This window comes from Streptomyces sp. NPDC093252, assembly GCF_040683675.1.
Lineage (GTDB): Bacteria > Actinomycetota > Actinomycetes > Streptomycetales > Streptomycetaceae > Streptomyces.
This window is the reverse complement of the sequence record NZ_JBFBEM010000001.1, coordinates 439,994-462,107: the sequence shown is the minus strand read 5'-3', so window position 1 is coordinate 462,107 and position 22,114 is coordinate 439,994. Positions and strand designations below refer to the sequence as shown.

At 72.5% G+C, this 22,114-nt stretch carries 17 protein-coding genes and 1 pseudogene; 7 read left to right on the top strand and 11 right to left on the bottom strand.

Going from position 1 to position 22,114, the window contains the following annotated elements; translation table 11 throughout:
* The first annotated feature begins 167 nt into the window (after positions 1-167).
* The gene (locus AB0O01_RS01800; RefSeq protein ID WP_365309907.1) at positions 168-1,400 is read left to right on the top strand and encodes a hypothetical protein; all 1,233 of its coding nucleotides are present in this window, start codon (positions 168-170) and stop codon (positions 1,398-1,400) included.
* A 301-nt stretch (positions 1,401-1,701) separates the two neighbouring features.
* Positions 1,702-2,154: pseudogene (locus tag AB0O01_RS01795) on the top strand (GtrA family protein); the annotation flags it as partial.
* Between the two features lie 131 nt (positions 2,155-2,285).
* Here AB0O01_RS01795 and AB0O01_RS01790 read toward each other — a convergent pair.
* Entirely contained in the window at positions 2,286-3,137 is an 852-nt protein-coding gene (locus tag AB0O01_RS01790) for an alpha/beta hydrolase (protein ID WP_365309905.1), read from the bottom strand.
* 679 nt (positions 3,138-3,816) lie between these two features.
* Between AB0O01_RS01790 and AB0O01_RS01785 the strand changes: the two genes are divergently transcribed.
* Positions 3,817-4,983, top strand: coding sequence for an FAD-dependent monooxygenase (locus tag AB0O01_RS01785; RefSeq protein ID WP_365309903.1), 1,167 nt, complete (start codon positions 3,817-3,819; stop codon positions 4,981-4,983).
* Between the two features lie 54 nt (positions 4,984-5,037).
* Here AB0O01_RS01785 and AB0O01_RS01780 read toward each other — a convergent pair whose 3' ends face one another.
* Positions 5,038-6,477, bottom strand: a complete 1,440-nt coding sequence (locus AB0O01_RS01780) for an APC family permease (protein WP_365309901.1) — start codon at positions 6,475-6,477, stop codon at positions 5,038-5,040.
* A 225-nt stretch (positions 6,478-6,702) separates the two neighbouring features.
* On the bottom strand, positions 6,703-7,671 hold the full coding sequence (locus AB0O01_RS01775; protein WP_365309899.1) for an aldo/keto reductase: 969 nt from the start codon (positions 7,669-7,671) through the stop codon (positions 6,703-6,705).
* Between the two features lie 203 nt (positions 7,672-7,874).
* Between AB0O01_RS01775 and AB0O01_RS01770 the strand changes: the two genes are divergently transcribed.
* Together AB0O01_RS01770 and AB0O01_RS01765 are read left to right on the top strand one after the other, a co-directional pair.
* Positions 7,875-8,273 carry a RidA family protein gene (locus AB0O01_RS01770; protein WP_365309897.1) on the top strand — a complete coding sequence of 133 codons (399 nt, stop codon included), beginning with the start codon at positions 7,875-7,877 and terminating at the stop codon, positions 8,271-8,273.
* 60 nt (positions 8,274-8,333) lie between these two features.
* A complete protein-coding gene (locus AB0O01_RS01765; protein ID WP_365309894.1) occupies positions 8,334-9,020 on the top strand; it encodes a TetR/AcrR family transcriptional regulator C-terminal domain-containing protein in 687 nt (228 codons plus the stop codon).
* 48 nt (positions 9,021-9,068) lie between these two features.
* Here AB0O01_RS01765 and AB0O01_RS01760 read toward each other — a convergent pair whose 3' ends face one another.
* The 8 genes from AB0O01_RS01760 to AB0O01_RS01725 form a co-directional block, all read right to left on the bottom strand.
* The gene (locus AB0O01_RS01760; RefSeq protein WP_365309892.1) at positions 9,069-10,049 is read right to left on the bottom strand and encodes an aldo/keto reductase; all 981 of its coding nucleotides are present in this window, start codon (positions 10,047-10,049) and stop codon (positions 9,069-9,071) included.
* 182 nt (positions 10,050-10,231) lie between these two features.
* Positions 10,232-11,443, bottom strand: a complete 1,212-nt coding sequence (locus AB0O01_RS01755; protein WP_365309890.1) for an FAD-dependent monooxygenase — start codon at positions 11,441-11,443, stop codon at positions 10,232-10,234.
* Positions 11,444-11,586: 143 nt separating this feature from the next.
* On the bottom strand, positions 11,587-13,803 hold the full coding sequence (locus AB0O01_RS01750) for a xanthine dehydrogenase family protein molybdopterin-binding subunit (RefSeq protein WP_365309887.1): 2,217 nt from the start codon (positions 13,801-13,803) through the stop codon (positions 11,587-11,589).
* An 18-nt stretch (positions 13,804-13,821) separates the two neighbouring features.
* A complete protein-coding gene (locus AB0O01_RS01745) occupies positions 13,822-14,793 on the bottom strand; it encodes a xanthine dehydrogenase family protein subunit M (protein WP_365309885.1) in 972 nt (323 codons plus the stop codon).
* Positions 14,793-15,440 (bottom strand): (2Fe-2S)-binding protein, encoded by a 648-nt coding sequence (locus tag AB0O01_RS01740; protein ID WP_365309883.1) that lies wholly within the window; start codon positions 15,438-15,440, stop codon positions 14,793-14,795. Before AB0O01_RS01740 ends, AB0O01_RS01745 begins: the two co-directional genes overlap by 1 nt.
* A gap of 198 nt (positions 15,441-15,638) precedes the next feature.
* Positions 15,639-17,483 (bottom strand): methyltransferase, encoded by a 1,845-nt coding sequence (locus tag AB0O01_RS01735; protein WP_365309881.1) that lies wholly within the window; start codon positions 17,481-17,483, stop codon positions 15,639-15,641.
* 162 nt (positions 17,484-17,645) lie between these two features.
* Positions 17,646-18,875, bottom strand: a complete 1,230-nt coding sequence (locus tag AB0O01_RS01730; RefSeq protein ID WP_365309879.1) for a 4-hydroxybenzoate 3-monooxygenase — start codon at positions 18,873-18,875, stop codon at positions 17,646-17,648.
* Between the two features lie 341 nt (positions 18,876-19,216).
* The gene (locus AB0O01_RS01725) at positions 19,217-19,627 is read right to left on the bottom strand and encodes a hypothetical protein (protein WP_365309877.1); all 411 of its coding nucleotides are present in this window, start codon (positions 19,625-19,627) and stop codon (positions 19,217-19,219) included.
* Positions 19,628-19,994: 367 nt separating this feature from the next.
* Between AB0O01_RS01725 and AB0O01_RS01720 the strand changes: the two genes are divergently transcribed.
* Together AB0O01_RS01720 and AB0O01_RS01715 are read left to right on the top strand one after the other, a co-directional pair.
* A complete protein-coding gene (locus AB0O01_RS01720) occupies positions 19,995-20,132 on the top strand; it encodes a hypothetical protein (protein ID WP_365309875.1) in 138 nt (45 codons plus the stop codon).
* A 340-nt stretch (positions 20,133-20,472) separates the two neighbouring features.
* Positions 20,473-21,942: an FAD-dependent oxidoreductase gene (locus AB0O01_RS01715; protein WP_365309873.1), complete on the top strand. Its 1,470-nt coding sequence runs from the start codon at positions 20,473-20,475 to the stop codon at positions 21,940-21,942.
* Positions 21,943-22,114: the final 172 nt, after the last annotated feature.

The following is a 22,114-nucleotide window of genomic DNA, read 5'->3' as shown; positions in this document are numbered from 1 at the left end:
CCACCGCCGTCCCGGGCCACGCGGGCCGCCCCGGTCCCGGGCAACACCGCCCCCGCCGTCCCGATACCCACGATGTCCGTAAACAGGGCTAGTGGATTGACATGTCCCTGAATAACTTCCCCTGTGCCGATACAGGCTCCGCACAGGCGGTGCCGATTGGGGGGCTCATGAAGAACATGATCCGCTGCACCCTCGCCGTCGCGGCGGCCCTTTCCCTGCTGCCGCTGACACTGACAGCGGCGTCCGCCGCTCCGAACGCGCCGAGGCCGCTGTCCGTCGCGGAGGTCGCCGCGATGTCACCGGAGAAGCAGGGCGAGGTCCTCCGGCCGCTGCGGGTGGTGGCCGACGCCGTCGCCCAGGTCGGACAGGGGGACCACGCCGACATCTACACCCAGGTCGAGATGGCCTCCGACTACCGCTCGGTCAATGTCTACCTCACCGATGTGGACCGCGCCGACCGCTTCCTGGCCGCGGTCCGCCGCGCCAACCCCAGGGCCGACACCGGGCTCGTCACTGTCCTTGAGGGCAAGAAGTCCCGTCAGCAGCTCAGGAAGGAGATCGGCGCGATCGTCGCCGACCCCGCGCTGCCCTTCGACGTGGGGCTGGCGGGTACGTCGATCGACGGCGGCTCGATCGAACTGGCCGTGGACGACCCGGCGGCGGCCAGAGCGTATCTGGCCGCGCCCGCCGTCGCCGCCGCACGCTCCGCCGCCGGCGGCACCCCGGTGCGGGTCACCAAGTCCGCGCCGGCACGTCCCTTGAGCCGCTGGAACGACACCTCGCCGTTCTATGCGGGGGCGGCCCTCGGACCGGCGTACGGCACCCAGTCCAACTGCACCAGCGGCATTCCCGCCGTCAGCACCTGGGACGGCCGCCAGTGGCTCGTCACCGCCGGCCACTGCTACAACGTCAACGACCATGTCTACGCCGCCGGCGGCAACTACATCGGCCAGGTCAAGTACGACCTGCCCGCGATCGACGCGCTCTTCATCGAGACGCCCACCTACCGCAACACCTGGGACGGCACCGACGCCGGGGGCTACACCCGCTACCTCAACGGCGTCCGCAATGTCGCCGTCGGCGACTTCACCTGCCAGCTCGGCTACAACTCCAAGGTCGTCTGCAACATCCGGACCGTGTACGCGGGCAACGCCGGCTGGACCGTCAACGGCACCACCGTGTGGGGCAGCTACGGCGTCCCCCACTACGGCGGAGTCGTCGGCCGGGGCGGCGACAGCGGCGGTCCGGTGATCTACCTCAACGACCCCAACAGCCGGGAGCTGAACGGCATCGTCAGCGTCGGCTGGGGCTGCGGCTCCGCCGGGTGCACGACCGGACTCGGCTGGGTCGACGTGTGGTCCATCTTCAACACCTTCGCCATCAAACTGAACCCGTCCTGACCGACCGCACCGGGTCGGCGTACGCCGCCCCCGCCCGCTGTCCCAGCCGCCATACCGAGCGGCTGAGCCGCTGACCTGCTGATGTGCCGCCCTCGACCCCATCGTGACGCCGTCGATGGCGCCATAATCTCGCTATTGGTTCGCAATGGCGCCATCGATGTGCCATGATGGCGTCATTGCGATGCGGCCCATCGGCGGGCGAAGCGGTCGGCCGGTGAGCCGGTCAACAAGGGGGCGGATCATGAGGACAGAGACGAAGACCGGCGCAGAGACAGAGGCAGAGATAGGGACGGGGGCGGGCATGAAGGCGGACGTGCAGGCAGCCGAGACGACGGCGGGGAGCCGTCAGGGATCGGCACCCGGCGTCCTCACCGCCTTCGTCCGTTTCGTGCTCTGCGGCGGAGGACTGGGGATCGTGTCCAGTCTCGCCGTGGCCGCCCTCGCCTCCCTGGTCCCCTGGGTGCTGGCCAACGCGCTGATCACCGTGGTCTCCACGCTGCTGGCCACCGAACTGCACGCCCGCTTCACCTTCGGCGCGGGCGGACGCGCCACCCGGCGCCAGCACGCCCAGTCGGCCGGGTCCGCCGCGGCGGCGTACGCCCTGACCAGCGTGGCGATGCTGGCGCTGCATCAACTGACGGCGGCACCCAGCGCGATGCAGGAGCAGGCCGTCTACCTGACCGCGTCCGCCCTCGCCGGGGTCGCGCGGTTCGCGGTGCTGCGCCTCGTGGTCTTCGCCCGGCACCGTGCGCGGACGCCGGCCACCGCCACCGCCACCGCGACCCCCGCATGCCCGGCGAGGCGACCGGCCCAGGCTGTCACCCGTGCCGGTCGCCGAGCCTCAGCGACCGCCGGAATCCGGCTCGGGGGCGTTCACCGGCCGGGTCAGCCGACGGCCTTGGCGGCGTCGTGGATGAGGTCCGCGACCACCCGCGGGTGGCTGAGCATCACGACATGCGACGACTGCGGCACCTCGACCACCTTCCGGGCGTTCGCCCGGCTGTACATCCAGCGCGCGCACTCCGCCGGGATCGCCTTGTCGCGCCCGGCGACCAGCCCCCACGACGGAATCGTCTTCCAGGCGGCGGCCGTGGTCGGGTAGATGAAGGAGTCCGCGTCGAAGGGCCGCTGGGTGGCCTGGAGGACCCGGAAGGCGGAGGCGGAGATGTCGGCGGCGAAGGCCGCCTGGCCGTCCTTGCTCAGATACAGATCGATGCCCGTCGTGCCGTCCGCCTTCGTGTACGGGACCGGCACGCTCACCGGCCCGACCTCGCTGCCCGGGAACTTGGTGATGAGTTCGCCCTGGGTCTCGCCCACCTCGGGCGCGAACGCCGCGATGTAGACCAGCGCCTTGACATTGCTCTTCCCGGCGGCGGCGTTGGTGATGACCGTGCCACCCATGGAGTGGGCGACCAGGACGACCGGTCCGCTGATGGAGTCCAGCAGGCTCGCGACATACGGGGCGTCGGTCGGAATACCCCGCAGCGGGTTCGCCGCACAGACCGTGGTGTAGCCCTTGTGCTGCAACTTCTCGATGGTGGCGTTCCAGCACGAGGAGTCGGCGTAACCGCCGTGCACCAGGACGACGGTGGGCCTGGCCGTCGACTTCGCCTCCTCCGCCGGGGCCGCGGCCGGCGCGGCACCGGCCGTTCCCGACGCGCCGGTGATCAGGGCCGCCGATCCGGCCAGCGCGGCTCCCGCGGCCAGGACATTGCGGCGCGACATCTCAGTACTCATGGGACTCCTCGTAGAGGTGTGGTGAGGCGTGCAGAGGTGTGGGTCGTACGGAGGGTGTGGGTCGTACGGATGGTGTGGAGAGGGCATGGGGAAGGGACCCGGCGGAAGGCTCGCCGGTGAGCCCCCGCGCCGCGGAGTGAGGTGTCAGATGTGAGGTGTGCGGAGACGGCGGCCGACGGATGGTCCGGTCCGTCGGCGCCAGCCGGAGGACCTGGGGAGGCTCGGCGGCTGTCGTCCCCGGTGCGGCCGGGGGCGGCGGGCGCCGGCTGAAAGGACCTGCCCTCAGGAGTGGGGTTCGGCCGACGGACTCAGCCGCGCAGGGTTGATTTCACGCGGTGTGGCATGCCACGGACCTTATGAAGCCCACATGTGCCCCGGCATCCGTCATATGACGTACATTGCGGCGCTGACAACCAGTCAACGGACCCTCGTCCGACGCCCTGAAGTGGGACAACGCCCATGCCCATCGCTCGGTGAGATGAAGGGAGCGACCCGGTCGTGGTCATTGTAGGTGAACTCCTGGTGAAGGAAAGGGGTGGTGACTGATATCGGGGTTCCGGTCCGCGCGGGGGGCCACCCCGGCCGCCTCCGCGACGGGACCGGTGCGACCGGGCAGGATGGGGGTGGACCGCGCCGCCGGGTGGCGGGTGCGGGCGGAACGGGTTCGGGAAGGCGTGCGATGGAGCCGAGCAGGACAGCCAGGGCCGTGATCGTCGGAGGGTCCCTGGGCGGGCTCGCGGCGGCGCATGAACTGGCGGCGGTGGGTGCCGAGGTCGCCGTGTACGAGCGGTCGGCGGGGAACACACGGGCGCGGGGCGCGGGGATCGTGATGCAGCCGGAGGTCGAGGACCTGCTGGGACGGCTGGGGGTCACGGCACGGCAGGTGTCCGTGGAACTGTGGGAGCGTCAGCAACTGCATCTGCACGGTGAGCCGGACCGCTACGCGATGCCCCAGTCGATGACCTCCTGGGACACCCTCCACCGGACCCTGCGCGCCCCCCTGGAGGGGGTCTGCCACCGCCGGGACAGCGCCCTGCGACGGGTCACGGTGGAGGGCGCGGAGGTCACCGCGGAGTTCGGCGACGGGCACACCGCACAGGGCAACTTCCTGGTCGGCGCGGACGGTATCGGCTCGGCGACGCGCCGGCTGCTCGACCCGGCGACGCGGCCCGCGTACTCCGGCTATGTGGCCTGGCGCGGACTGGAGCCGGAGTCGGCGCTGCCGGACGATCTGCGGGACCTGCTGTCGGGCCGGTTCACGGTGTTCAGCGCGGAGGGCCAGCAGGTGCTGTGCCATCCGGTGCCCGGCGCCGAGGGGGAACTGGGTGAGGGGGAGCGGCGGATCAACTGGGTCTGGTACACGAACGTCTCCGAGCGGGATCTGCCCCGGCTCCTGACCGGCCGCTCGGGCCGCACGCACACGGCGTTCCTCCCGCCCGGCGAGATCCTGCCGGAGACCGAGAAGGAGCTGCTGGGCACGGCGGAAGTGACCCTGCCCGCACCGCTCACCCGGCTCATCGAGGCGTCGGAGGTCTTCCTGCAACCGGTGTACGACCTCCCGCCGTTCCGGATGGTCGCCGACCACGCGGCGCTCATCGGCGACGCGGCGGGAACGGTACGGCCGCACACCGCGTCCGGCACCTCCAAGGCGTTCGGTGACGCGGCGGGCCTCGCGGCGGCGCTGCGGGACTGGACCGCGGACCGGCCGCTGCCCGCCGAGCGCCTCGCCCACTGGGAGGAGAACCGCCTGGTCGAACTCCTCACCCTCGCCGAGGCGGGCCTGGACCTCGCGGCCCGCTCCCAGCTCGGGACGCCCGCCGGGCCCAGGTACTTCGCGGGGGCGTGAGCGGCACCGCGCGCGCCGCCGCCCTGTTTCCGGGACGGCGGGCGGGCGGTGTCGTCAGGGGCCGGCCACCGCTTCCGGGCGGTCCGCCGCCGGGAGGGCGACAAGGCGTGCCGGGTGCTGTCGGCGCCAGGCCACGATGGCGCCGATCGCCGCGCCGAGGACCAGGACGACCGGCATGGAGTTGATGAGGGCCGAGTCGCTGCCGGTGACGGTCGGGTAGTTGGCGACGATCACCACCGTGCAGGCGCCGAGGGCGAGGAAGGAGAGGCCCGGGGCGATCCGGGTGGCCCAGAGCGAGCCGGACAGGGTGCCCCGCGTCGCCGAGACCACGACACTCGCGCTGCACAGGATCATCAGGGTGAGCAGGCCGAGCGCGGTGACGCCGCCGAGCGCCGGGAGCAGGCTGAGCAGCGGGTCGAGGCCCCCCGCGGCGAACGGCACGAGGAAGGCGACCACCACGGCCACCTGGGTGGTGTGGGCGTGGTGCGGGGTGCCCCGGCGCGGATGGACGGCCGCGAGGCCGCGCGGCAGCAGTCCGGCGCGGCCGAGGGAGAAGAGATAGCGGGAGGCGACGGTGTGGACGGAGACCGTGGCGCCGAAGAAGCTGACCGCGATGCTGCCGGTGAGCACCGGACCCACCCAGTCGCCGAGGTGGGTGGTGGCCACACCCGCGATCAGCCCGGCCGGATCGGTCCGGGCGGCGGTGGCGACATCGCCGACGGAGGCGACGACGGTCCACGCGGCGGCGACGAACAGCACGGTGAGCCCGCCCAGCGCCAGATAGGTCGCCCAGGCCACCTGCCGGGGGGCGTTGTCCGCCTCCTCGGAGTAGCAGGCGCTCGCCTCGTATCCGGCGAAGGCCAGCAGGATGAACAGGATCGACAGCCCGATATGACTCCCGAAGACATGGTCCGGGGAGAACACGGCCGTGCTGTAGGAGGCACGGGAGTCGAGCAGGACGGCCACCATCAGCGCGAGCACGATGGCGAACTGGAGCAGACAGACCACCGCGGTGACCTTCGAGGCGATCGAGACCCCGAGATGACCCAGCACCGCGGTGGCGGCGACGGCGACGGCCGCGTAGAGCCACCACGGCAGATCCACCCCGAAGGTCGTCACCATGAATCCGTCGGTGAAGTACCCCGAGAGCACCGCCATACCGACCGCGCCCGCGTTGTACTGGACCGTCGCCACCATGGCCGAGGCCGCCCCGGCCACCTTGCCGAGGCCGTACTCGATGTAGGCGTAGTAGGCGCCGCTGTTGACGATCGTGCGGGCCATCGCCAGATAGCCGACGGTGTAGAGCGCGAGCAGCGCCGCGACGACGATGATCACCCCGACCGTGCCGACGCCCGCGCCCAGCGCGAAGGTGAGGGTGAAGTTGGCGGACAGCGCGGTGAGGGGCGCCGTCGCGGCCAGGACCATGAACAGCATTCCCGGTACGCCGACAGCGCCCCGGGTGAGGGTTTTTCCGGAGCCTGAGAGCTTCTGCACGGTGATTCCTCCGGCGGTTCGAGGCGGGGAACAGGGCAGCCGGGACGATGCCGGGGCCCTGTACGCCGCCCGACAGATTCTTGGTCAGGGACCAAAAATTTTCCTCAGTACAAGGGACGCGGGAACTGTCGTCAAGAGGTCGTACGGAGGTCGTGTGGAGGTCGTGCGATGGACGGGCGGGTGTCGGAGGGGGCCGCGGGAGCGGGGTCCGGAGGTGGCCCGGGATCAGTGGCCGGACACCGGGTGCGGGATGTACGGCCGCTCCAGCTCCGCCAACTCCTTGTCGGAGAGGGTGAGTTCGACGGCGGCGACCGCGTCCTCCAGATGGCCGGGCTTCGACGCGCCGATGACGGGTGCGGTCACCGTGTCCTGGTGGAGCAGCCAGGCCAGTGCGACCTGGGCGCGCCGGACACCCCGCTCGGCGGCGATCCGGGCGACCGCCTCCACGACCCCGCGGTAACCCTCCTGGTACAGGGTGCTGCCGTACACGTCCCCGGTGCTGCGTTCGGTGACCGTGCCCCAGTCGCGGGTGAGGCGTCCCCGGGCGAGCGGGCTCCAGGGCAGGACCCCCACCCCCTGGTCCGCGCAGAGCGGCAGCATCTCGCGCTCCTCCTCGCGGTAGATGAGGTTGTAGTGGTTCTGCATGACCACGAACCGGGTCCAGCCGTGGGCCGCGGCGGTGTACTGCGCCTTCGAGAACTGCCACGCGTACATCGAACTCGCCCCGAGATAGCGCACCTTGCCCGCCCGCACCAGATCGTGCAGCGCCTCCATCGTCTCCTCGATGGGGGTGTGCGGGTCCCAGCGGTGCACGTAGTACAGGTCGACGTAGTCGGTGCCGAGGCGGGTCAGACTGCGGTCGATCTCCGTCATGATCGCCTTGCGGGAGAGCCCGCCGCCGTTCGGACCGGGACGCATCCGTCCGTGCACCTTGGTGGCGAGCACGATCTCGTCCCGGTCGGCGAAGTCCCGCAGCGCCCGGCCGACGATCTCCTCGCCGCTGCCGTCGGAGTAGATGTTCGCGGTGTCGAAGAAATTGATCCCGGAGTCCAGCGCCTGCTCGATCAGCGGGCGGGCGGCGTCCTCACCGAGGGTCCACTCATGGGTGCCCCGGAAGGGTTCCCCGTAGCTCATGCCGCCCAGGCAGATCCGGGACACGTCCAGGCCGGTCGAACCGAGTTTCACGTACTGCATCGCTGCTGCTCCCTGGGTCATCGGGACGATTGGGGGTGGGGTCGGATCAGGTCGTCGAGGAGGGGCGGTGCGCGGCAGGGCGGGCGAAGGGGCCGATGCGCGCGGGTTCCGCCGGGTCCTTGACGTGTTAACGGTGTTGTCACTACCTTCGCCAGGCATGGTAACGCCGTTACCAGGCTTGTCGGCCGCCGAAGGGACCAGAAATGTCGGTCAGTTACATCAACGCCCCCGAGCTCCCGCCGCTGCCGGGGGTCCTCTCGCACGCCGTCGTGCTGCACTCGGCCGGGCTCGTCTACACCTCCGGACAGGTCGCCTGGGACGCGAAGGGCGAGGTGGTGGGCGACGATCTCGCCACCCAGTTCGAGAAGGCGTACGACAATGTCGAGCTGGCGCTCCGCGCGGCCGGGTCCTCCCGCGAGAAGATCATCAAGGAGACGGTCTATCTCGCGGGTTACACACCCGATCAGGCGGACCTGCTCGCCGGACTCCTGGTGGCGGCCCGCAAGGGGCACCCCGCGCCGCCGGCGAGCACGGGGGTGGGGGTGGCCGGTCTGTTCCGGGCCGAGTTCCTGGTGGAGATCGAGGTGGTGGCCACGCTCTGAGGGGCGGGGAGGGGAGGTTGTCTTCGGGTCCGGCCGCGTCGGCGTATTAACATCGTTAACATGCCGACCGAGCGAGAAGCCACCCCCACCCGACGAACCGGCGCACCGCCTCCCGCGACCCGGGCCCAGGCCCTGGTGGTCGCCGCCCTGCGCCTCGTGGACGAAGGCGGTCTGGAGGGGCTCACCATGCGGCGCCTGGCGGACACCTGCAACCTCCAGCTCCCCGCCATCTACCGGGTCTTCGGCAACAAGGGCGCCCTGCTGGACCAGATGGCGGAGAAGATCCTCTCCGGGGCCCTCGCCGAACGCCGGGACGAGCCCTGGGAGGCGGATGTCGCCCTGCTCGCCCGGCAGTTGCGGCGCGCCCTGCTGGCCCAGCGCGACGGCGCCCGGATCGTCGGGGGCAGTTACGCCGCCCAGCACTACAGCCTGGCCTTCGCGGACCGGCTGATCGCGGCCATGCAGCGGGCCGGTCTCCAGGGCGTCTCGGCGCTGTGGGCGACCTCCTCGCTCTTCAGCTATGTCCTCGGTGAGGCCCTGGAGCAGCAGGGCCACGGCGAGGGCGAGATCGGCAGGCCGGACGCCGCCGTCAGTGGTGCGGCCTACCCCCATCTGTTCGCCACGCCCGTCGAGGAGATCGCCGACTTCGACGGCCGCTTCGAGTTCGGCCTCGGTCTGTTCGTGGCGGGGCTGCGCGAACGGGCCGCAGGTGAGGGCGCCGGTCCCGGGGGCGACGGCCGGGGCTGACCGCTCGGTACCGGCCGTCCGGCAACCGGCTGCCCGGTATCCGACCGTTCAGTACCGGCCGCCCACCACCTGGTCCGCCAGGGCGTCCAGGATGGTGACGTCCTCCGGTGTGAGGGCGACGGCCGCTGCGGCGGCGTTCTGCTCCAGCCACTTCACCCGCCTGGTGCCCGGGATCGGCACCACCGGCACGCCGAGCCGCTCACCCCGGGCATGCACCCAGGCCAGCGCGATCTGCGCCGGGGTGACACCCCGGGCCTCGGCCAGGGCGCGCACCCCGTCGGCGATGCTCTGGTTGTCCGTGGTCTGGAAGCGCGGCAGCCGCCTGCGGGCGTCACCGGCCGGCAGCGCGGTGACATCCACGGCGCCGGTGAGGAAGCCGCGCCCGAGCGGGGAGTAGGCGACCAGCCCCACCCCCAGGTCGCGCAGCGCGTCCGCGACGGACTGCTCCAGGTCGCGGGACCAGATCGAGTACTCGCTCTGCACCGCCGTGATCGGGTGCACCGCGTGCGCGCGCCGCAGCAGGGTGCCGTCCACCTCGGACAGGCCGATGTGGCCGATCTTGCCCTCCTTGACCAGATCGGCCAGCGCCCCGACCGACTCCTCGATCTCGGCGTCCGGGGCGACCCGGTGCAAGTAGTAGAGGTCGATGTGGTCGACACCCAGGCGCAGCAGGGAGGCGTCGCAGGCGCGCTTGAGGTAGGTGGCGTTGCCGCGCAGGGTCCAGGTGTCGCCGCTCATGCGCTCGATGCCGGCCTTGGTGGCGAGCTGGACCTCGTCCCGGCGCCCGGCGATGGCCCGTCCGACGAGCACCTCGTTGTGGCCGAGGCCGTAGGCGTCGGCGGTGTCGATCATGGTGATGCCGAGGTCGAGGGCGCGATGGACGGTCGTGACCGCCTCGTCCCAGCTCCCGGGGCCGTAGGGCGGGTAGCCCTCGCTCATGCCCATGCAGCCGAGGCCCTGGGCCGAGGTGGTGAGGCCACCGAAGGAAACCCTGCTGAGGGAAGCCCTGTTCGTGGAAGCGCTGCTCATGGACTGTCTCCGATCAAAGTGCGTCGATCACGACGCGTCGATCACGATGCGTTAGGGTCCCGGGCCGTGACGGACGGCGTCCCGTGCAAAAGCGGAGGACCCTCCGGTTGTTAACGACGTTACCGGAGGGTCCTCCGCCATGCAAGGCGGGGGTGGTGGGGGAGCGGGGGGATCCGGTCGGTTCAGCCGGCCACCAGCAGGTCGGAGTAGTCGTCCAGCTCGAAGGCGTTGGATGTCCTGTCGGGTCCGGCGAGCAGCCGGTCCTTCGCGGGGACGAGGGTGAGCAGCCGGACCAGTTGATCGCGGAACTGGATCCCGAGCGGTGTCTCGGGGGTCATCAGCCGCCCCTGGCCGGGCGCCGACCGCTGGATCCGGTCGAGCCAGGGGCGCAGCTTGCCCTCGTACCGGGCGAAGGCGCCCGCCGGGTCGTCGGGGGTCCGGGCCAGCTCGCCGGCGAGGACATGGGCGCCGACGACGGCGACGGTCGCGCCGTGCCCGGAGAGCGGGGAGGTGCAGTACGCGGCGTCGCCGACGAGTCCGACCCGCCCCGTGGACCAGGACGGCAGCCGCACCTGGCTACAGGTGTCGAAGAAGAAGTCGTCGGCGGTCTCCATCTGGGTCAGCAGCGTCGGCGCCTCCCAGCCCATGCCCGCGGCGTGCGCCCGGACGATGCGCCGCTGTGCCTCCGGGTCGCGGTGGTCGTGGGACGGCAGCGCCGCGCGGAATCCGAAGAAGGCCATCACCTTGGTGTTGTCGAGGATCGAGCGCATACCGATGGTGCGGCCGGGCTCGCTGTGGACGAGGGTCCAGTCCTTGAGGCCGAGATGGTTGTCGGCCGTCCAGAAGGACACATACGTCCCGAGGTGGTGGAGGACGCCCTGATCGGGGCCGAAGAGCATCCGGCGCAGTTCGGAGTGCAGGCCGTCCGCGCCGACCACCACGTCGTAGCGCTCCCGGTGGCCGGAGCGGAAGTCGGCCTCGACCCGTGTCCCGGTGTCGCGCACGGCGCGGAGGCTGTCGCCGAAGCGGTGGGTCACCCCGTGGGCGAGGCAGCGCCGGTGGAGGACCTCGGAGAGCTTTCCGCGCAGGATCTCGATCTCCGCGACCGGGCCGTCGCCGCCGAAGTGCTCGGCGCGCAGCTCGCCCCGGCGCCGGTTGCGGTGGTCCACGAAGGACATCCCGAGGCTGGCCTCGCGGGCGGCGCGCACCTCGGCGTCGACGCCGAGGCGGCGGATCGACTCCCGGGACACCCCGCGCAGGTCGACCAGTTGCCCGCCCCGGCGCAGGGCGGGGGCGCGCTCCACGACGGTGACCTCCGCGCCGTAGCGGGCGAGCCACAGGGCGAGCGCGGGCCCCGCGACACTCGCTCCGGACACCAGGACCTTGAGGGGCATGAGGGGTCTCGATTCCCGGGAGTCTCTCTCCCGCTGGATCCTCGCCCGCCGGTAACGGTGTTGTCGGCGGTGGCGGGCCGCCCCAAGCTAGTGTTAACGGTGTTATCGCGTCAATCGTCCGGCCGGTCCCGGAGCGGGCCCCCTCAGAGCAGCTTCTCGATGGTGATCGGCAGATCCCGGACGCGGATCCCGGTCGCGTGGTGCACCGCGTTGGCGATGGCCGCCGCGGCGCCGATGTTGCCGAGTTCGCCCAGCCCCCGCGCGCCGACGGGACTGACCTCGGTGTCCGGGTGGTCGAGGAGGTGGACGTCGATGGGCGGGGCGTCCGCGTTCACCGGGACCATGTAGTCGGCGAGGTTGGCGTTGAAGATCCGCCCGGTGCCGGGCTCCAGATGGGCGTCCTCCAGGAACGCCTGGCCGAGGCCCCAGATGACCCCGCCGACGATCTGGCTGCGGGCGGTCTTGTGGCTGATGATCCGCCCGGCGTCGACCACGCTCACGAACCGCGACAGCCGGGGCTCGCGCGTCCAGCGGTTGACCCGGACCTCGCAGAAGTGCGCGGAGAACGACTGGAAGGAGACCTCGCTCTCGGCCGGCGCCTCCGGCGTGGTCGCCACCGCCTCCACCGCCGGCGCCCCGGTCCGGGCCAGCAGTTCGGTGAACCGCATCGACCGCCCGCCGCCCGACAGCACCCCCGCCCGGTAGGCCAGGTCCCCGGCGGCCGTGCCCCGGAACGGGGAGCGCGGATGGGTCGCCGCGTGGTCGACGAGCGCGGCGACAGCGGCCCGCGCGGCGGGCGCGACGGCCGGGGCCACACTCGCCGTCCCCTCGGAGCCGATCGCCCCGGCGGCCGAGGCATCGGTACTGGGCAGCGTCGAATCGCCCACCTCGGTCCGGATCCGGGCCAGCGGCAGCCCGAGCGCGTCCGCCGCCATCACCGCGAGGACCGTCCGCATCCCGGTGCCGATGTCCGCCGTGGAACTGGCCACGCTCGCCGTTCCGTCCCGGCGGAACGCCACCCGCACACTCACACTGAATGCGGGCGCGGAGCCCAGGCCGGAGGTGGCCATCCCGAGGCCCACCAGCCAGTCGCCGTCCTCGGTGGTGCCGGGCGCGGCGGCCCGCCGGTGCCAGCCGATGCGCTCGGCGCCGATCCGGTAGCACTCCTCCAGATGGTTGCTGGACCAGGGCAGGCCCTCGGCGGGATGGACATCGGCGAAGTTGCGGCGGCGGATCTCCAGCGGGTCGATGCCGAGTTCCTCCGCGAGTTCGTCGAGCGCGCACTCCAGCCCGAACGAGCCGGGCTGTTCGGCGGGCGCCCGCATGATGGTGACGGGCGGGATGTTCAGCTTCAGCCCGAAGTTGCGGGCCCGGACGTTCGCCACCTTGTAAGAGCGCAGGGCGGCCAGGGCGGGCGCCTCGAAGCCGTTGCCGGTGACCGAGCCGCGGCACCATCCGTCGTGCCGGATCACCGAGAGCCGTCCCTCGCGGTCACAGCCCAGCCCCACGGTCTGCACCGCGGCGGCCCGGTGCCCGGTCACGGTGTAGAGCTGCTCCCGGGTGACGACGAGTTTGACCGGGCGGCGCAGCGCGCGGGCCGCGGCGGCGGCCAGCAGAGTGGGTGACCAGGTGGTGGCCTTGCCGCCGAACCCGCCCCCCACATGGGGGCTCACCACATGGACCCGGTCCACCTCCACCCCCAGCGCGGCGGCCACCTCGATGGCGTGCAGCCGGGGCCCCTGGGTGCCGGTGTACAGGGTGAGGGTGTCACCCTCCCAGTGGGCGACGGCCGCGTGCGGCTCCATCGCGTTGTGATGCTCGGCGGGCTGACGGTACGTCCGCTCCAGGGTGACCGGGCTGTCCGCCCACGCCCGCGCGACCGCCTCGGCGGAGGGCAGCGTGACCGACGGGGGGTAGCCGAGTTCCTGGGCCTGGTCGAGCCGCTCCTCGAAGGTCAGGTCGGCGGGTTCGGCGGCGTACTCCACCTCGACCAGGGCGGCGGCGTCCCGGGCCTGCTCGACGGTCCCGGCGACCACCAGGCCGATGATCTGGCCCCGGTGGCGCACGCCGTTGTCCCGGAGCGGCGGGTCCAGCTCGCCGAACGCCTCGGCGGCACCGCCCCCGGGCAGCGGTCCGAGGGCCAGCGGGTCGAAGGGGCTGTAGACGGCCACCACACCGGGTGCGGAGCGCGCGGCCCGGACGTCCATCGCGCGGACGGTCCCCCGGCTGACGGTGCTGAGGACGAGATGGCCGTAGACCATCCGGGGCAGGATGTGATCGGCGGCGTAGCGGGCGGTGCCGGTCACCTTGGCGCGGCCGTCGACGCGGTCGACGGGGGTGCCGATCAGGTTCTGTGCCATGTCAGTTCACCGGATCCTTCAGTTCACGAGGTCCATCAGGGCCCGTGCGATCGTGCTGCGCAGCAGAGCCGGTTTGAACGCGTTGTGGGTGAGGGGCCGGGCCCCGTCGGCGGCCCGTTCCACCGCCGTGACCACGGTCGACTCCCGCAGGGGCTGCCCGATGAGCGCCTCCTCGACCCGGCGCAGCCGCCACGGCCGGGTGGCCACCCCGCCCACCGCGATCCGCACGTCACGGACCGTCCGGCCGCGCAGTTCGGCGGCGACGGCGGCGGAGGTGAGGGCGAACTCGTAGGACTGGCGGTCGCGGACCTTCAGGTAGACCGACCGGCGCGCCCAGTGCAAGGGGGGTACGACGACCTCGGTGATGATCTCGCCGGGGCGCAGTTCGTTCTCCACCTCGGGGGTGTCGCCGGGCAGCCGGTAGAAGTCCTCCAGGGGCAGGGCGCGCGTGCCGTCGGGGCCGGTGAGTGTCACCCTGGCCTCCAGCGCGACCAGGGCCACCGCGAGATCGCTGGCGTGGGTGGCGACACAGGAGTCACTGGTGCCCAGCACGGCGTGCGAGCGGTTGACACCCTCGCGCGCCGGGCAACCGCTGCCCGGCTCCCGCTTGTTGCAGGCGACGGTGATGTCCCGGAAGTAGGAGCAGCGGGTGCGCTGGAGCAGATTGCCGCCGATGCTGGCCATGTTCCGCAACTGGGGGGAGGCGCTGAGCAGCAGGGCCTGGGAGAGCACCGGGTAGTCCTGGACGACCGTGCGGTGGACGGCCACGTCGCTCATCCGCTCCAGGGCGGCGATGTGCAGCCCGTCGCGGCGGCGGGTGATGCCGCGCAGCGGCAGCCGATCGATGTCCAGCACCCGGCGCGGGGTCATGACGTCGAGCTTCATCAGATCGACCAGGGTGGTGCCCCCGGCCAGATAGACCGTGCCGGAGTCGAACCGGCGCAGGGCGTCCGGCACACTCGCCGGGACCGTGAACTCGATGGGCCGCATCAGCGCGCCCCCTTCCGTACCGCGTCGACGATGTGGGGGTAGGCGCTGCACCGGCAGATGTTGCCGGACATGTGCTCGCGGATCTCGTCGTCGGAGCGCGCCCGGCCCTCCCGGACCAGTCCCACCGCCGACATGACCTGACCCGGGGTGCAGAACCCGCACTGGAGGCCGTCGCAGTCGATGAACGCCTGCTGCATCGGGTGCAGCCGCTCCCCGTCGGCGAGCCCTTCGATGGTGGTGACCTCCCGGTCGCGCACCGAGCCGACCAGGGTGAGGCAGGCCAGGACCCGCCGCCCCTCGATGTGCACGGTGCACGCCCCGCACTGCCCCCGGTCGCAGCCCTTCTTGGTGCCGGTCAGGTTCAGCCGCTCGCGCAGCGCGTCGAGCAGGGTCACCCGTGCGTCCACGGCGAGTGCGACGGCCCGGCCGTTGACGGTGAACGCGACTCCGTCGCCGTCCCCGCCGGGCCCGTCCTCCTCGGGGGGCCCGGGGGCCGCCGGCGCGTCCCGCGGTGTCGCCGCCCCGGCCGTGACGGCCATCGCCCCGGCGGCTCCCGCCGTGGTGGCCAGAAAGCCGCGCCGCCGGAAACCCGCCTGCTCGGGCTCGGGTTCGGATTCGGGTTCGGGGCCGGGTTCGAGGTGGTTCATGGCGAGTCGCCTTCCCTGTCGGTCGCCGGGGGTGGTGTCCGAGGTGAGGTGGCGTCGGCTTATGTTTGGTCAACGACCAAAATTCATTCCGCTGGGAGCCGGAACCCTCTCCACCTGTCGGCGACGTTACCGGAGGATCCTCCGGTAAGCAAAGAGCGCCCCAAGTGCCGGACGTCGGGCAGGGGATCGCCCCCCCGGTCAGACCACCAGGGCGCTGTCACCCGCCGCCCGCCCCGCGCCCGCACCCGCATCCGTGCCCACATCCGTCCCCGCCCCCGTCCGTCCCGCCTTGCGCACATGCAGCACATGGGCGTCCAGCGGGAGGGGGCTGTGGGAGAGCAGGTCGAGCCCCGCGCCGGACAGCAACTCGGCGTAGTGGGCGGCGGTCCGCTCCCGGCCGCCGACGTTGCACATCATGTGGAGGTCCCAGGAGACGGCGAGGGACGGGCCGCCGTCGGCGGGCAGCAGACGTTCGACGATGAGCAGATCCGCTCCGGCCGGCATCGCGCGGGCACACTGCCGGAGGATCTCCCGGCACCGGTCGTCGTCCCAGTCGTGCAGGATCCGGGACAGCACATAGACATCGCCGCCCGGCGGAACGTCCCCGAAATCACCGGCCAGAAAGACGCACCGGTCGGCGCAGCGCGCGGCGGCCAGGGTGCGGCGGGCCCCCTCGATGACATGAGGGCGTTCGAGCAGGACCCCGTGCAGGCGCGGGTGGGCCGGCAGGAGGTGGGCGAGGAGTGCGCCGTTGCCGCCCGCGATGTCGACCACCGTCGCCGGAGTCGGCGACCCGGCCGCCGCGGTGACGACCGGATGGGCCGCCAGCGGGGCGAACATCCGGGTGCTCGCGGCCATCGACCGGTCGAAGAGATCGGCGAGTTCGGGGCGGCGGGCGAAATGGTCGAAGTGATGTGCGCCGAAGTGGTGGTCGAACGCGGTCCGGCCGGTGCGGACCGTGTGCCCGAGGGCGGCGAACGACTCGTAGAAGGGACCGCCGTAGAGCAGGGCCAGGGGGCGCAGGGAGCCCGGGGTGTCGGTGCGCAGCAGGGCGCCCGAGGGGGTGAGGCGGTGGCCGTCGGGGGTGCCGGTGACGACACCGAGCATGGTGAGGTAGCGCAGCAGCCGGGCGAGGCTGCCCGGATCGGTGCCGGTCCGCCGCGCGAGCGGCCCCGCGGCGACGGCGGTCCGCGTGCTCATCGCGTCGGGGATGCCGAGCTGCGCGAAGGTGGCCAGGGCCTGGGTCGTCCAGGCCCCGGTCAGCAGGCGCAGGAGCGTTTCCGCTGGGGGCTGCGGGGCCGGGGTCGGTGCCGGGGCCGCCTCTTCCGGCGGGGTGAGGTGGCCGGTGAGCACCTCCCGGTGATCGCCGGGCACGTACAGCTCCACTCGCCGGTACCCGCTCTTCGCGTCCTCGGGGGCCGTGAAGTAGAAGACCGTGCCGTCCTCGTGCGGGTTGTAGCCGCCCCCGTCCGGGCGGGCGCCGCGGCGGGCGAGGATCGCGCAGATCCCGCGCAGCACCAGCGGGTCCGGCCGCGCCACCGCGAACGCCACATGCGCCTCGTGCTCCTCGGCCCGCTCCTCTTCGGCGAGGGCCGCGACGCCGCCCGGCGTGCCCTCGGCGTCCCTCGCCAGCAGGAACACCTCGACGGTACGGTCCCCGCCGTGCGGTCCGTGGACCGGCGGGCGCAGGATCCGGACGTCCAGTCCGGCGGCGTCGAGCCGGTGACGCGCGGCGAGCCGGTCGCGGACGACGACGCTGGGCGTCGGGGGCGTCGCCGGGTCCACGGTCAGTCCGCAGGCGGCCAGTTGGGCGTGGAGCGCGGGCAGATCGGGCGGGAAGACCAGCAGCGCGGCGTGCGAGAACCGGCAGTGCTCGACCAGCGCCCTCGTCTCCACCGCGTCGAGGCCGGGCAGGAGCAGGGGGAGCAGGGTGGCGGTGTCCTGCGCCCTGACGAAGTCGGCCGCCGCGCGCAGGCGGGCCGGGTCGCTGGGGGTGGGGGTTGGGGTGGGGGTGGGGATCGACGGCGTCGTGGTCGGCGTCATCGCAGTGGGGTCCTCGGGTTTCTCGGGATGGCAAGGGGGGTGAAGGCCGGACGAGGCCGTTGAAGGGAGTTCATGGGAGTTCATGGGAGGGCGTGCGGAAGGTAGGGGCAGGGGCAGGGGCAGGGGCAGGGGCAGGGGCAGGGACGGGGGCGGGGGTGGGTCTCAGATGCCGACGTACTGTTCGGCGAACCAGTCCTGTTCGGCGGGCGAGGTGCGCAGGGTGTCCAAGCAGGGACGTTTCTGGAGCGGCTCGTGGTACGGCGAGAGCGGCTCGCCCCGGCCTGGCGCGTGGGGAAGGCCGTGCAGCAGGCGGGTCATCCACTGGGAGAATCGTTGCGCCTGACGCACATGGGCCAGACAGCGCGCCGAGTAGCCGTCCAGTCCCCCGGTGGAGCCGTGCCGCAGCGCCGCGATCAGGGCGTCGGCGAGCAACTCCGCCTCCAGTACCGCGAGATTGGCGCCCTTGGCGGCGGAGGGGCTGAGCAGACTGGCGGCGTCGCCCGCGAGGAGGAGGGAGCCGTGGCGCAGGGGTTCCAGGACATCGGACTCTAGGTCGATCACCATGCGCTGGAGGAAGCGGCCCCGGTGCAGCGGGCCGTGCTCGGCGGCGCGCATCCGCAGTTCCAGCTCGTCCCAGATCCATTCGTCGGACCGGTCCCCGGCGGCCGTGCCCCGGGCGCACTGGAGGTAGTAGCGGGTGACCTCGGCGGTGCGCGCCATGTGCCCGGCGAATCCCCTCGCGTGCACCGCGTACCCGATGGCGTCGAGGCTCGGGGGCGCCTCGGCGAGCAGTCCGAGCCAGGAGACGCCGAGGTCGAGATGGTGGCGCCGGACCGCGCCCGGCGGGAGGGAGCGGCGGGCCGCGCCATGACGGCCGTCGCACCCGGCGACATACCGGCCCTGCCAGCGGCCGGGGCGGCCGTCCTCGGCCCGGACCGACACGGAGGGCCGGGTCCGGTCCGTGTCGGCGTCGGTCACGGCGAGGGCCTCCGAGGCGAAGAGGATCCGGCCGCCCGCGCCCTCGTAGCGGGCCAGTAGATCGGCCACCAGATCCTGCTGCGGATAGACGGTGTGCCGCTCGCGGCGGCCGAGGCTGCCGTAGTCGAGCCGGAACCGGCCGCTGTCGGTGCGGAATTCGCAGGTGCCGTGCTGCTGGCCGTGACGCCGCAGCCCGTCGGCGAGGCCGTGGCGGTCCAGGATGCGCACGGTGTTCGCGGCGAGGAAGCCGGCCCGTGCCCGGGTGTGCAGCTCCGCGCGTGCGGCCCGCTCCAGGATCACGCAGTCGATTCCGGCCGTCCGGAGGATGTTGCCGAGCACCAGCCCCGCCGGGCCCGCCCCCAGGATGACCACATCTGCCGTGCCCAGCACGGCGCCCGCCCTCTGACTCTCCATCACAGCAGCGGATCGTATGCTTCCAAAGATTGCTGAATGCGCCAGGTTCACCCGTATGGCGGTAAAAGGGGGTTAAGGGGAGTTTTGGCTTGCCGGGGGGTGGGGTGGTGGGCTAAGGGGTGTCGGCTTGCCCGGTGGCGATCGTCAGGGTCACCTCCACCAGGGCCTCGGGACGGTACAGGCTCCGGACGCCGACGCAAGTCGCGGACGGGGGCGCGTGCCCGTGTGGTCGCGGTCGACCTGTTCGGCCAGGAACGCCGCTCCGGCGGGCTCAACCCGGAGGAGTCGGCTGATGCGCTGGGGGGCGGCGTAGAGGGAGGGTGGGTTGAGGTGGACGACGGTCATGTGCGGGCTCTCGGGAGGGCGCGGAGTGAGGACAGGGCGGTGAGGGTCTCGGCGGCGCGTGCGCCGGGGGCGGGTTCGGCGCTCGACCAGTGGACGAGTCCGTCGGGGCGTCCGAGTGCTGTCGCGGTCTCTTCGTTCCACTGCGGCGGGATCGGGTTGGCGACCGAACGTGCACTCCCCGACACGAACCCCTCGGGGCGGCCGAATGCCCCGGTCACCTCGCTCCACTGCGGCCGGAACGGGTCGGCGACCGGCGCCCATACCCCGATCGCGCGCCCGGCTGTGGCCTCGCGCGGGGCGTCCGGCGCCTCGGCGCCCGCGCGCAGGAGCGGCAGCGGGGCCGCGCCGGTCAGCGCCGGGAACAGGGTGGTGCCCTGGAGCGGCACATCCGCCGCCCGGTTCCGCACAGGGGGTGGCTCCCCCGGCCGGGGGAGCGGATGACGAACCGGCGATCCGCTCGGCCGGCGCCAGGGAGAACGCCGGGACGGTGCCGATCAGTCCGTCAAGGCACGTGCGGAGCGCCTGCCCGTCCCGGTCGAAGCGGTGGATGTGCGCGGCGTCACCCGCGGGCGGGATCCGCCCCTCGCGATGGGTCACGGCCAGCCGGGCGGAGTAGCCGAACGCGGAGAACGAGGCGCTCCTCGGCGGGCTCCTCACGGACGGCCGCAGCGCTGAGGAGACGGCCCGTGGTTGCTGGGCGCTGGTCTGGTTCACCCTCGGGCCGACCCAGGAGGAGCAGAGAGTCGACCCGCCATACCCGGCGGGGCCGTCCCCATGGCCATAACCTCCGGCCGCTACCCCGCCACCGCGCGTGTCGGCGCCCACCTGGTCGTCTCCGGCTCCTTCGACGCGCGCTTCGAGTACGGCGTCGGCCGCCTCCTGGGCGCCGACACCCCGCCACCGACGCGGTAGGCCCGACGCGGTAGCCCCGCCGGGGTGACTCCGGGCGAGCCTCCGGACGGTCCCCGGGGTGACTCCGGAGGAGTGGCCCGCCGACGGTGACGCCGTGCGGCGCGGTACCCCGCAGGTCAGTGGCTCTGCACGGCCCCTGTCCCCCTGTCATCTCCCGAAGTCGCCTACGCACACGGCGGATTCACCGCCGGACGCGGCCCGAAAGACCCCCCCTCACAGCCCCTCGCCCGGTCTCTTGACGGGTGACTGGGGGCGTGCTGATACTACCGAGAAAAATTGTTCACTGACCAAATCCTGTCGATTCTCTGATCACGTGCACGACACGAGAGGTGGTCATCGCATGGCTGACGTCACGATTGTCGGAGCGGGCCCGGTCGGTCTCTGGGCCGCCGGGGAACTCGCCCGACGCGGCATCGACGTCGTAGTGCTCGAAAAGCTCGCGCGCCCTTCGCCGCACTCCAAGGCGCTCACCGTCCATCCCCGCACCCTGGAGGTGTTCGGCCAGCGCGGCATCGTCGGCGACGCCCTCGACTCCGGTATCCGGCTGCCCAGCGGCCACTTCGCCAACCTGGACGAGCGCATGGACTTCCGCCCGCTCGACACCCCCTACCCGTTCACCCTGCTCCACCCCCAGGAGGACACCGAGATCCTGCTCGAACGCACGGCACGCGCCGCCGGTGCCGACATCCGGCGCGGGCACGAGGTCCGCGCGGTCGAGGACAAGGGCGACCACGTCACCACCCAGGTGGACGGCGACGGCTCGACCCGGATCATCGAATCGGCCTACGCGATCGGCGCCGACGGAGCCCGCAGCCTCGTCCGGGCCGCCGCCGGAATCGCCTTCGAGGGCACCAGCTCCACCCACTGGGGCTTCCTCGGCGACGTGATCCTCGACGACCCGCCCGGCGTCCCCGTCCTCAGCCACTCCGACGAACGCGGCAGCATCATGATGGTCCCGCTCCCCAAGGGCGGACTCCACCGCATCGTCGGCAGCTCCCCCCTGCTGCCCGAGACCAACGAACTGACCTTCGACCAGTTCAGGGCCGCCGTCCGGGATGCCACCGGTAGGGACTTCGGGATGCGTGACCCGGTCTGGCTGTCCCGCTACGGCGACGCGGCGAAGATCGCGGCCTCCTACCGGGCGGGCCGGATCCTCCTCGCGGGCGACGCCGCCCACATCCACCTCCCGGCCGGCGGCGTCGGCATGAACGTCGGCATCCAAGACGCCGCCAACCTCGGCTGGCGACTCGCCGACGTCCTCCAGGGCCACGCCCCCGAGGCGTCCCTCGACCAGTACGACGCCGAGCGCCGGCCGGTCGGCCTCGACCTGCTCCTCGCCACCCGCGCCCAGTCCGCCCTGCGCTCGTACTCCACCGACGGACTCGCCCTGCGTGAGCTGCTGGCCGAACTCATCGCCACCGTCCCCGAGTTCTCCCTCGCCCTCGCCGAGCGCCTCTCCGGCCTCGCCGTCGCCTACGACACCCCGGGGCACCCGCTCGCCGGTACCCGCGCCCCGGACCTGCCCCTGGCCGGGGCCACCACGGGACTCTTCGACGCACTCCACGAGGCGCGGCCGGTGGCCCTCGCGGTCCCCGGCGTTCTCGACGAGCCCCTCACCGGGAAGCTGGGTGGCCACGACATCGCGGCCCACACCCTCGCCCACCAGGAGCGCGCCGCCTGGGCCGATGTGACCGCGGCACTGATCCGCCCCGACGGATACGTCGCCTGGGCGGCGAGCGGAACGGGTACGTCCCGCGCCCAGGGTGAACTCCTGCACGCGGTGGCCGCGTTGAGGCCGGGAGCCAAGTAGGGGCCGTCGGTCCCCTCGTAGCGGCCCCCGCCTCGCACCCCAGGGAACAGACCGAGCGGATCAGCCGAACCTCCAGCACATCCTCGATGAACTCGGTGTCGGCGCCGAGGCCATCGTCAGCGAGACGGTCTTCGTCGTGGGGCACACCCCGGAGCTGTCCGCCGCCGTCGTC

What these genes read in the sequence shown, in the direction of transcription:
- AB0O01_RS01745 (WP_365309885.1), bottom strand. Translation starts at nt 14,793, where the DNA reads ATGCGGCCCATCGAGTTCACGGTCCCGGCGAGTGTGCCGGACGCCCTG.
- AB0O01_RS01800 (WP_365309907.1), top strand. Translation starts at nt 168, where the DNA reads ATGAAGAACATGATCCGCTGCACCCTCGCCGTCGCGGCGGCCCTTTCC.
- AB0O01_RS01750 (WP_365309887.1), bottom strand. Translation starts at nt 13,803, where the DNA reads ATGGCACAGAACCTGATCGGCACCCCCGTCGACCGCGTCGACGGCCGC.
- AB0O01_RS01720 (WP_365309875.1), top strand. Translation starts at nt 19,995, where the DNA reads ATGGCCATAACCTCCGGCCGCTACCCCGCCACCGCGCGTGTCGGCGCC.
- AB0O01_RS01775 (WP_365309899.1), bottom strand. Translation starts at nt 7,671, where the DNA reads ATGCAGTACGTGAAACTCGGTTCGACCGGCCTGGACGTGTCCCGGATC.
- AB0O01_RS01770 (WP_365309897.1), top strand. Translation starts at nt 7,875, where the DNA reads ATGTCGGTCAGTTACATCAACGCCCCCGAGCTCCCGCCGCTGCCGGGG.
- AB0O01_RS01735 (WP_365309881.1), bottom strand. Translation starts at nt 17,483, where the DNA reads ATGACGCCGACCACGACGCCGTCGATCCCCACCCCCACCCCAACCCCC.
- AB0O01_RS01785 (WP_365309903.1), top strand. Translation starts at nt 3,817, where the DNA reads ATGGAGCCGAGCAGGACAGCCAGGGCCGTGATCGTCGGAGGGTCCCTG.
- AB0O01_RS01740 (WP_365309883.1), bottom strand. Translation starts at nt 15,440, where the DNA reads ATGAACCACCTCGAACCCGGCCCCGAACCCGAATCCGAACCCGAGCCC.
- AB0O01_RS01755 (WP_365309890.1), bottom strand. Translation starts at nt 11,443, where the DNA reads ATGCCCCTCAAGGTCCTGGTGTCCGGAGCGAGTGTCGCGGGGCCCGCG.
- AB0O01_RS01790 (WP_365309905.1), bottom strand. Translation starts at nt 3,137, where the DNA reads ATGAGTACTGAGATGTCGCGCCGCAATGTCCTGGCCGCGGGAGCCGCG.
- AB0O01_RS01730 (WP_365309879.1), bottom strand. Translation starts at nt 18,875, where the DNA reads ATGGAGAGTCAGAGGGCGGGCGCCGTGCTGGGCACGGCAGATGTGGTC.
- AB0O01_RS01765 (WP_365309894.1), top strand. Translation starts at nt 8,334, where the DNA reads ATGCCGACCGAGCGAGAAGCCACCCCCACCCGACGAACCGGCGCACCG.
- AB0O01_RS01715 (WP_365309873.1), top strand. Translation starts at nt 20,473, where the DNA reads ATGGCTGACGTCACGATTGTCGGAGCGGGCCCGGTCGGTCTCTGGGCC.
- AB0O01_RS01760 (WP_365309892.1), bottom strand. Translation starts at nt 10,049, where the DNA reads ATGAGCAGCGCTTCCACGAACAGGGCTTCCCTCAGCAGGGTTTCCTTC.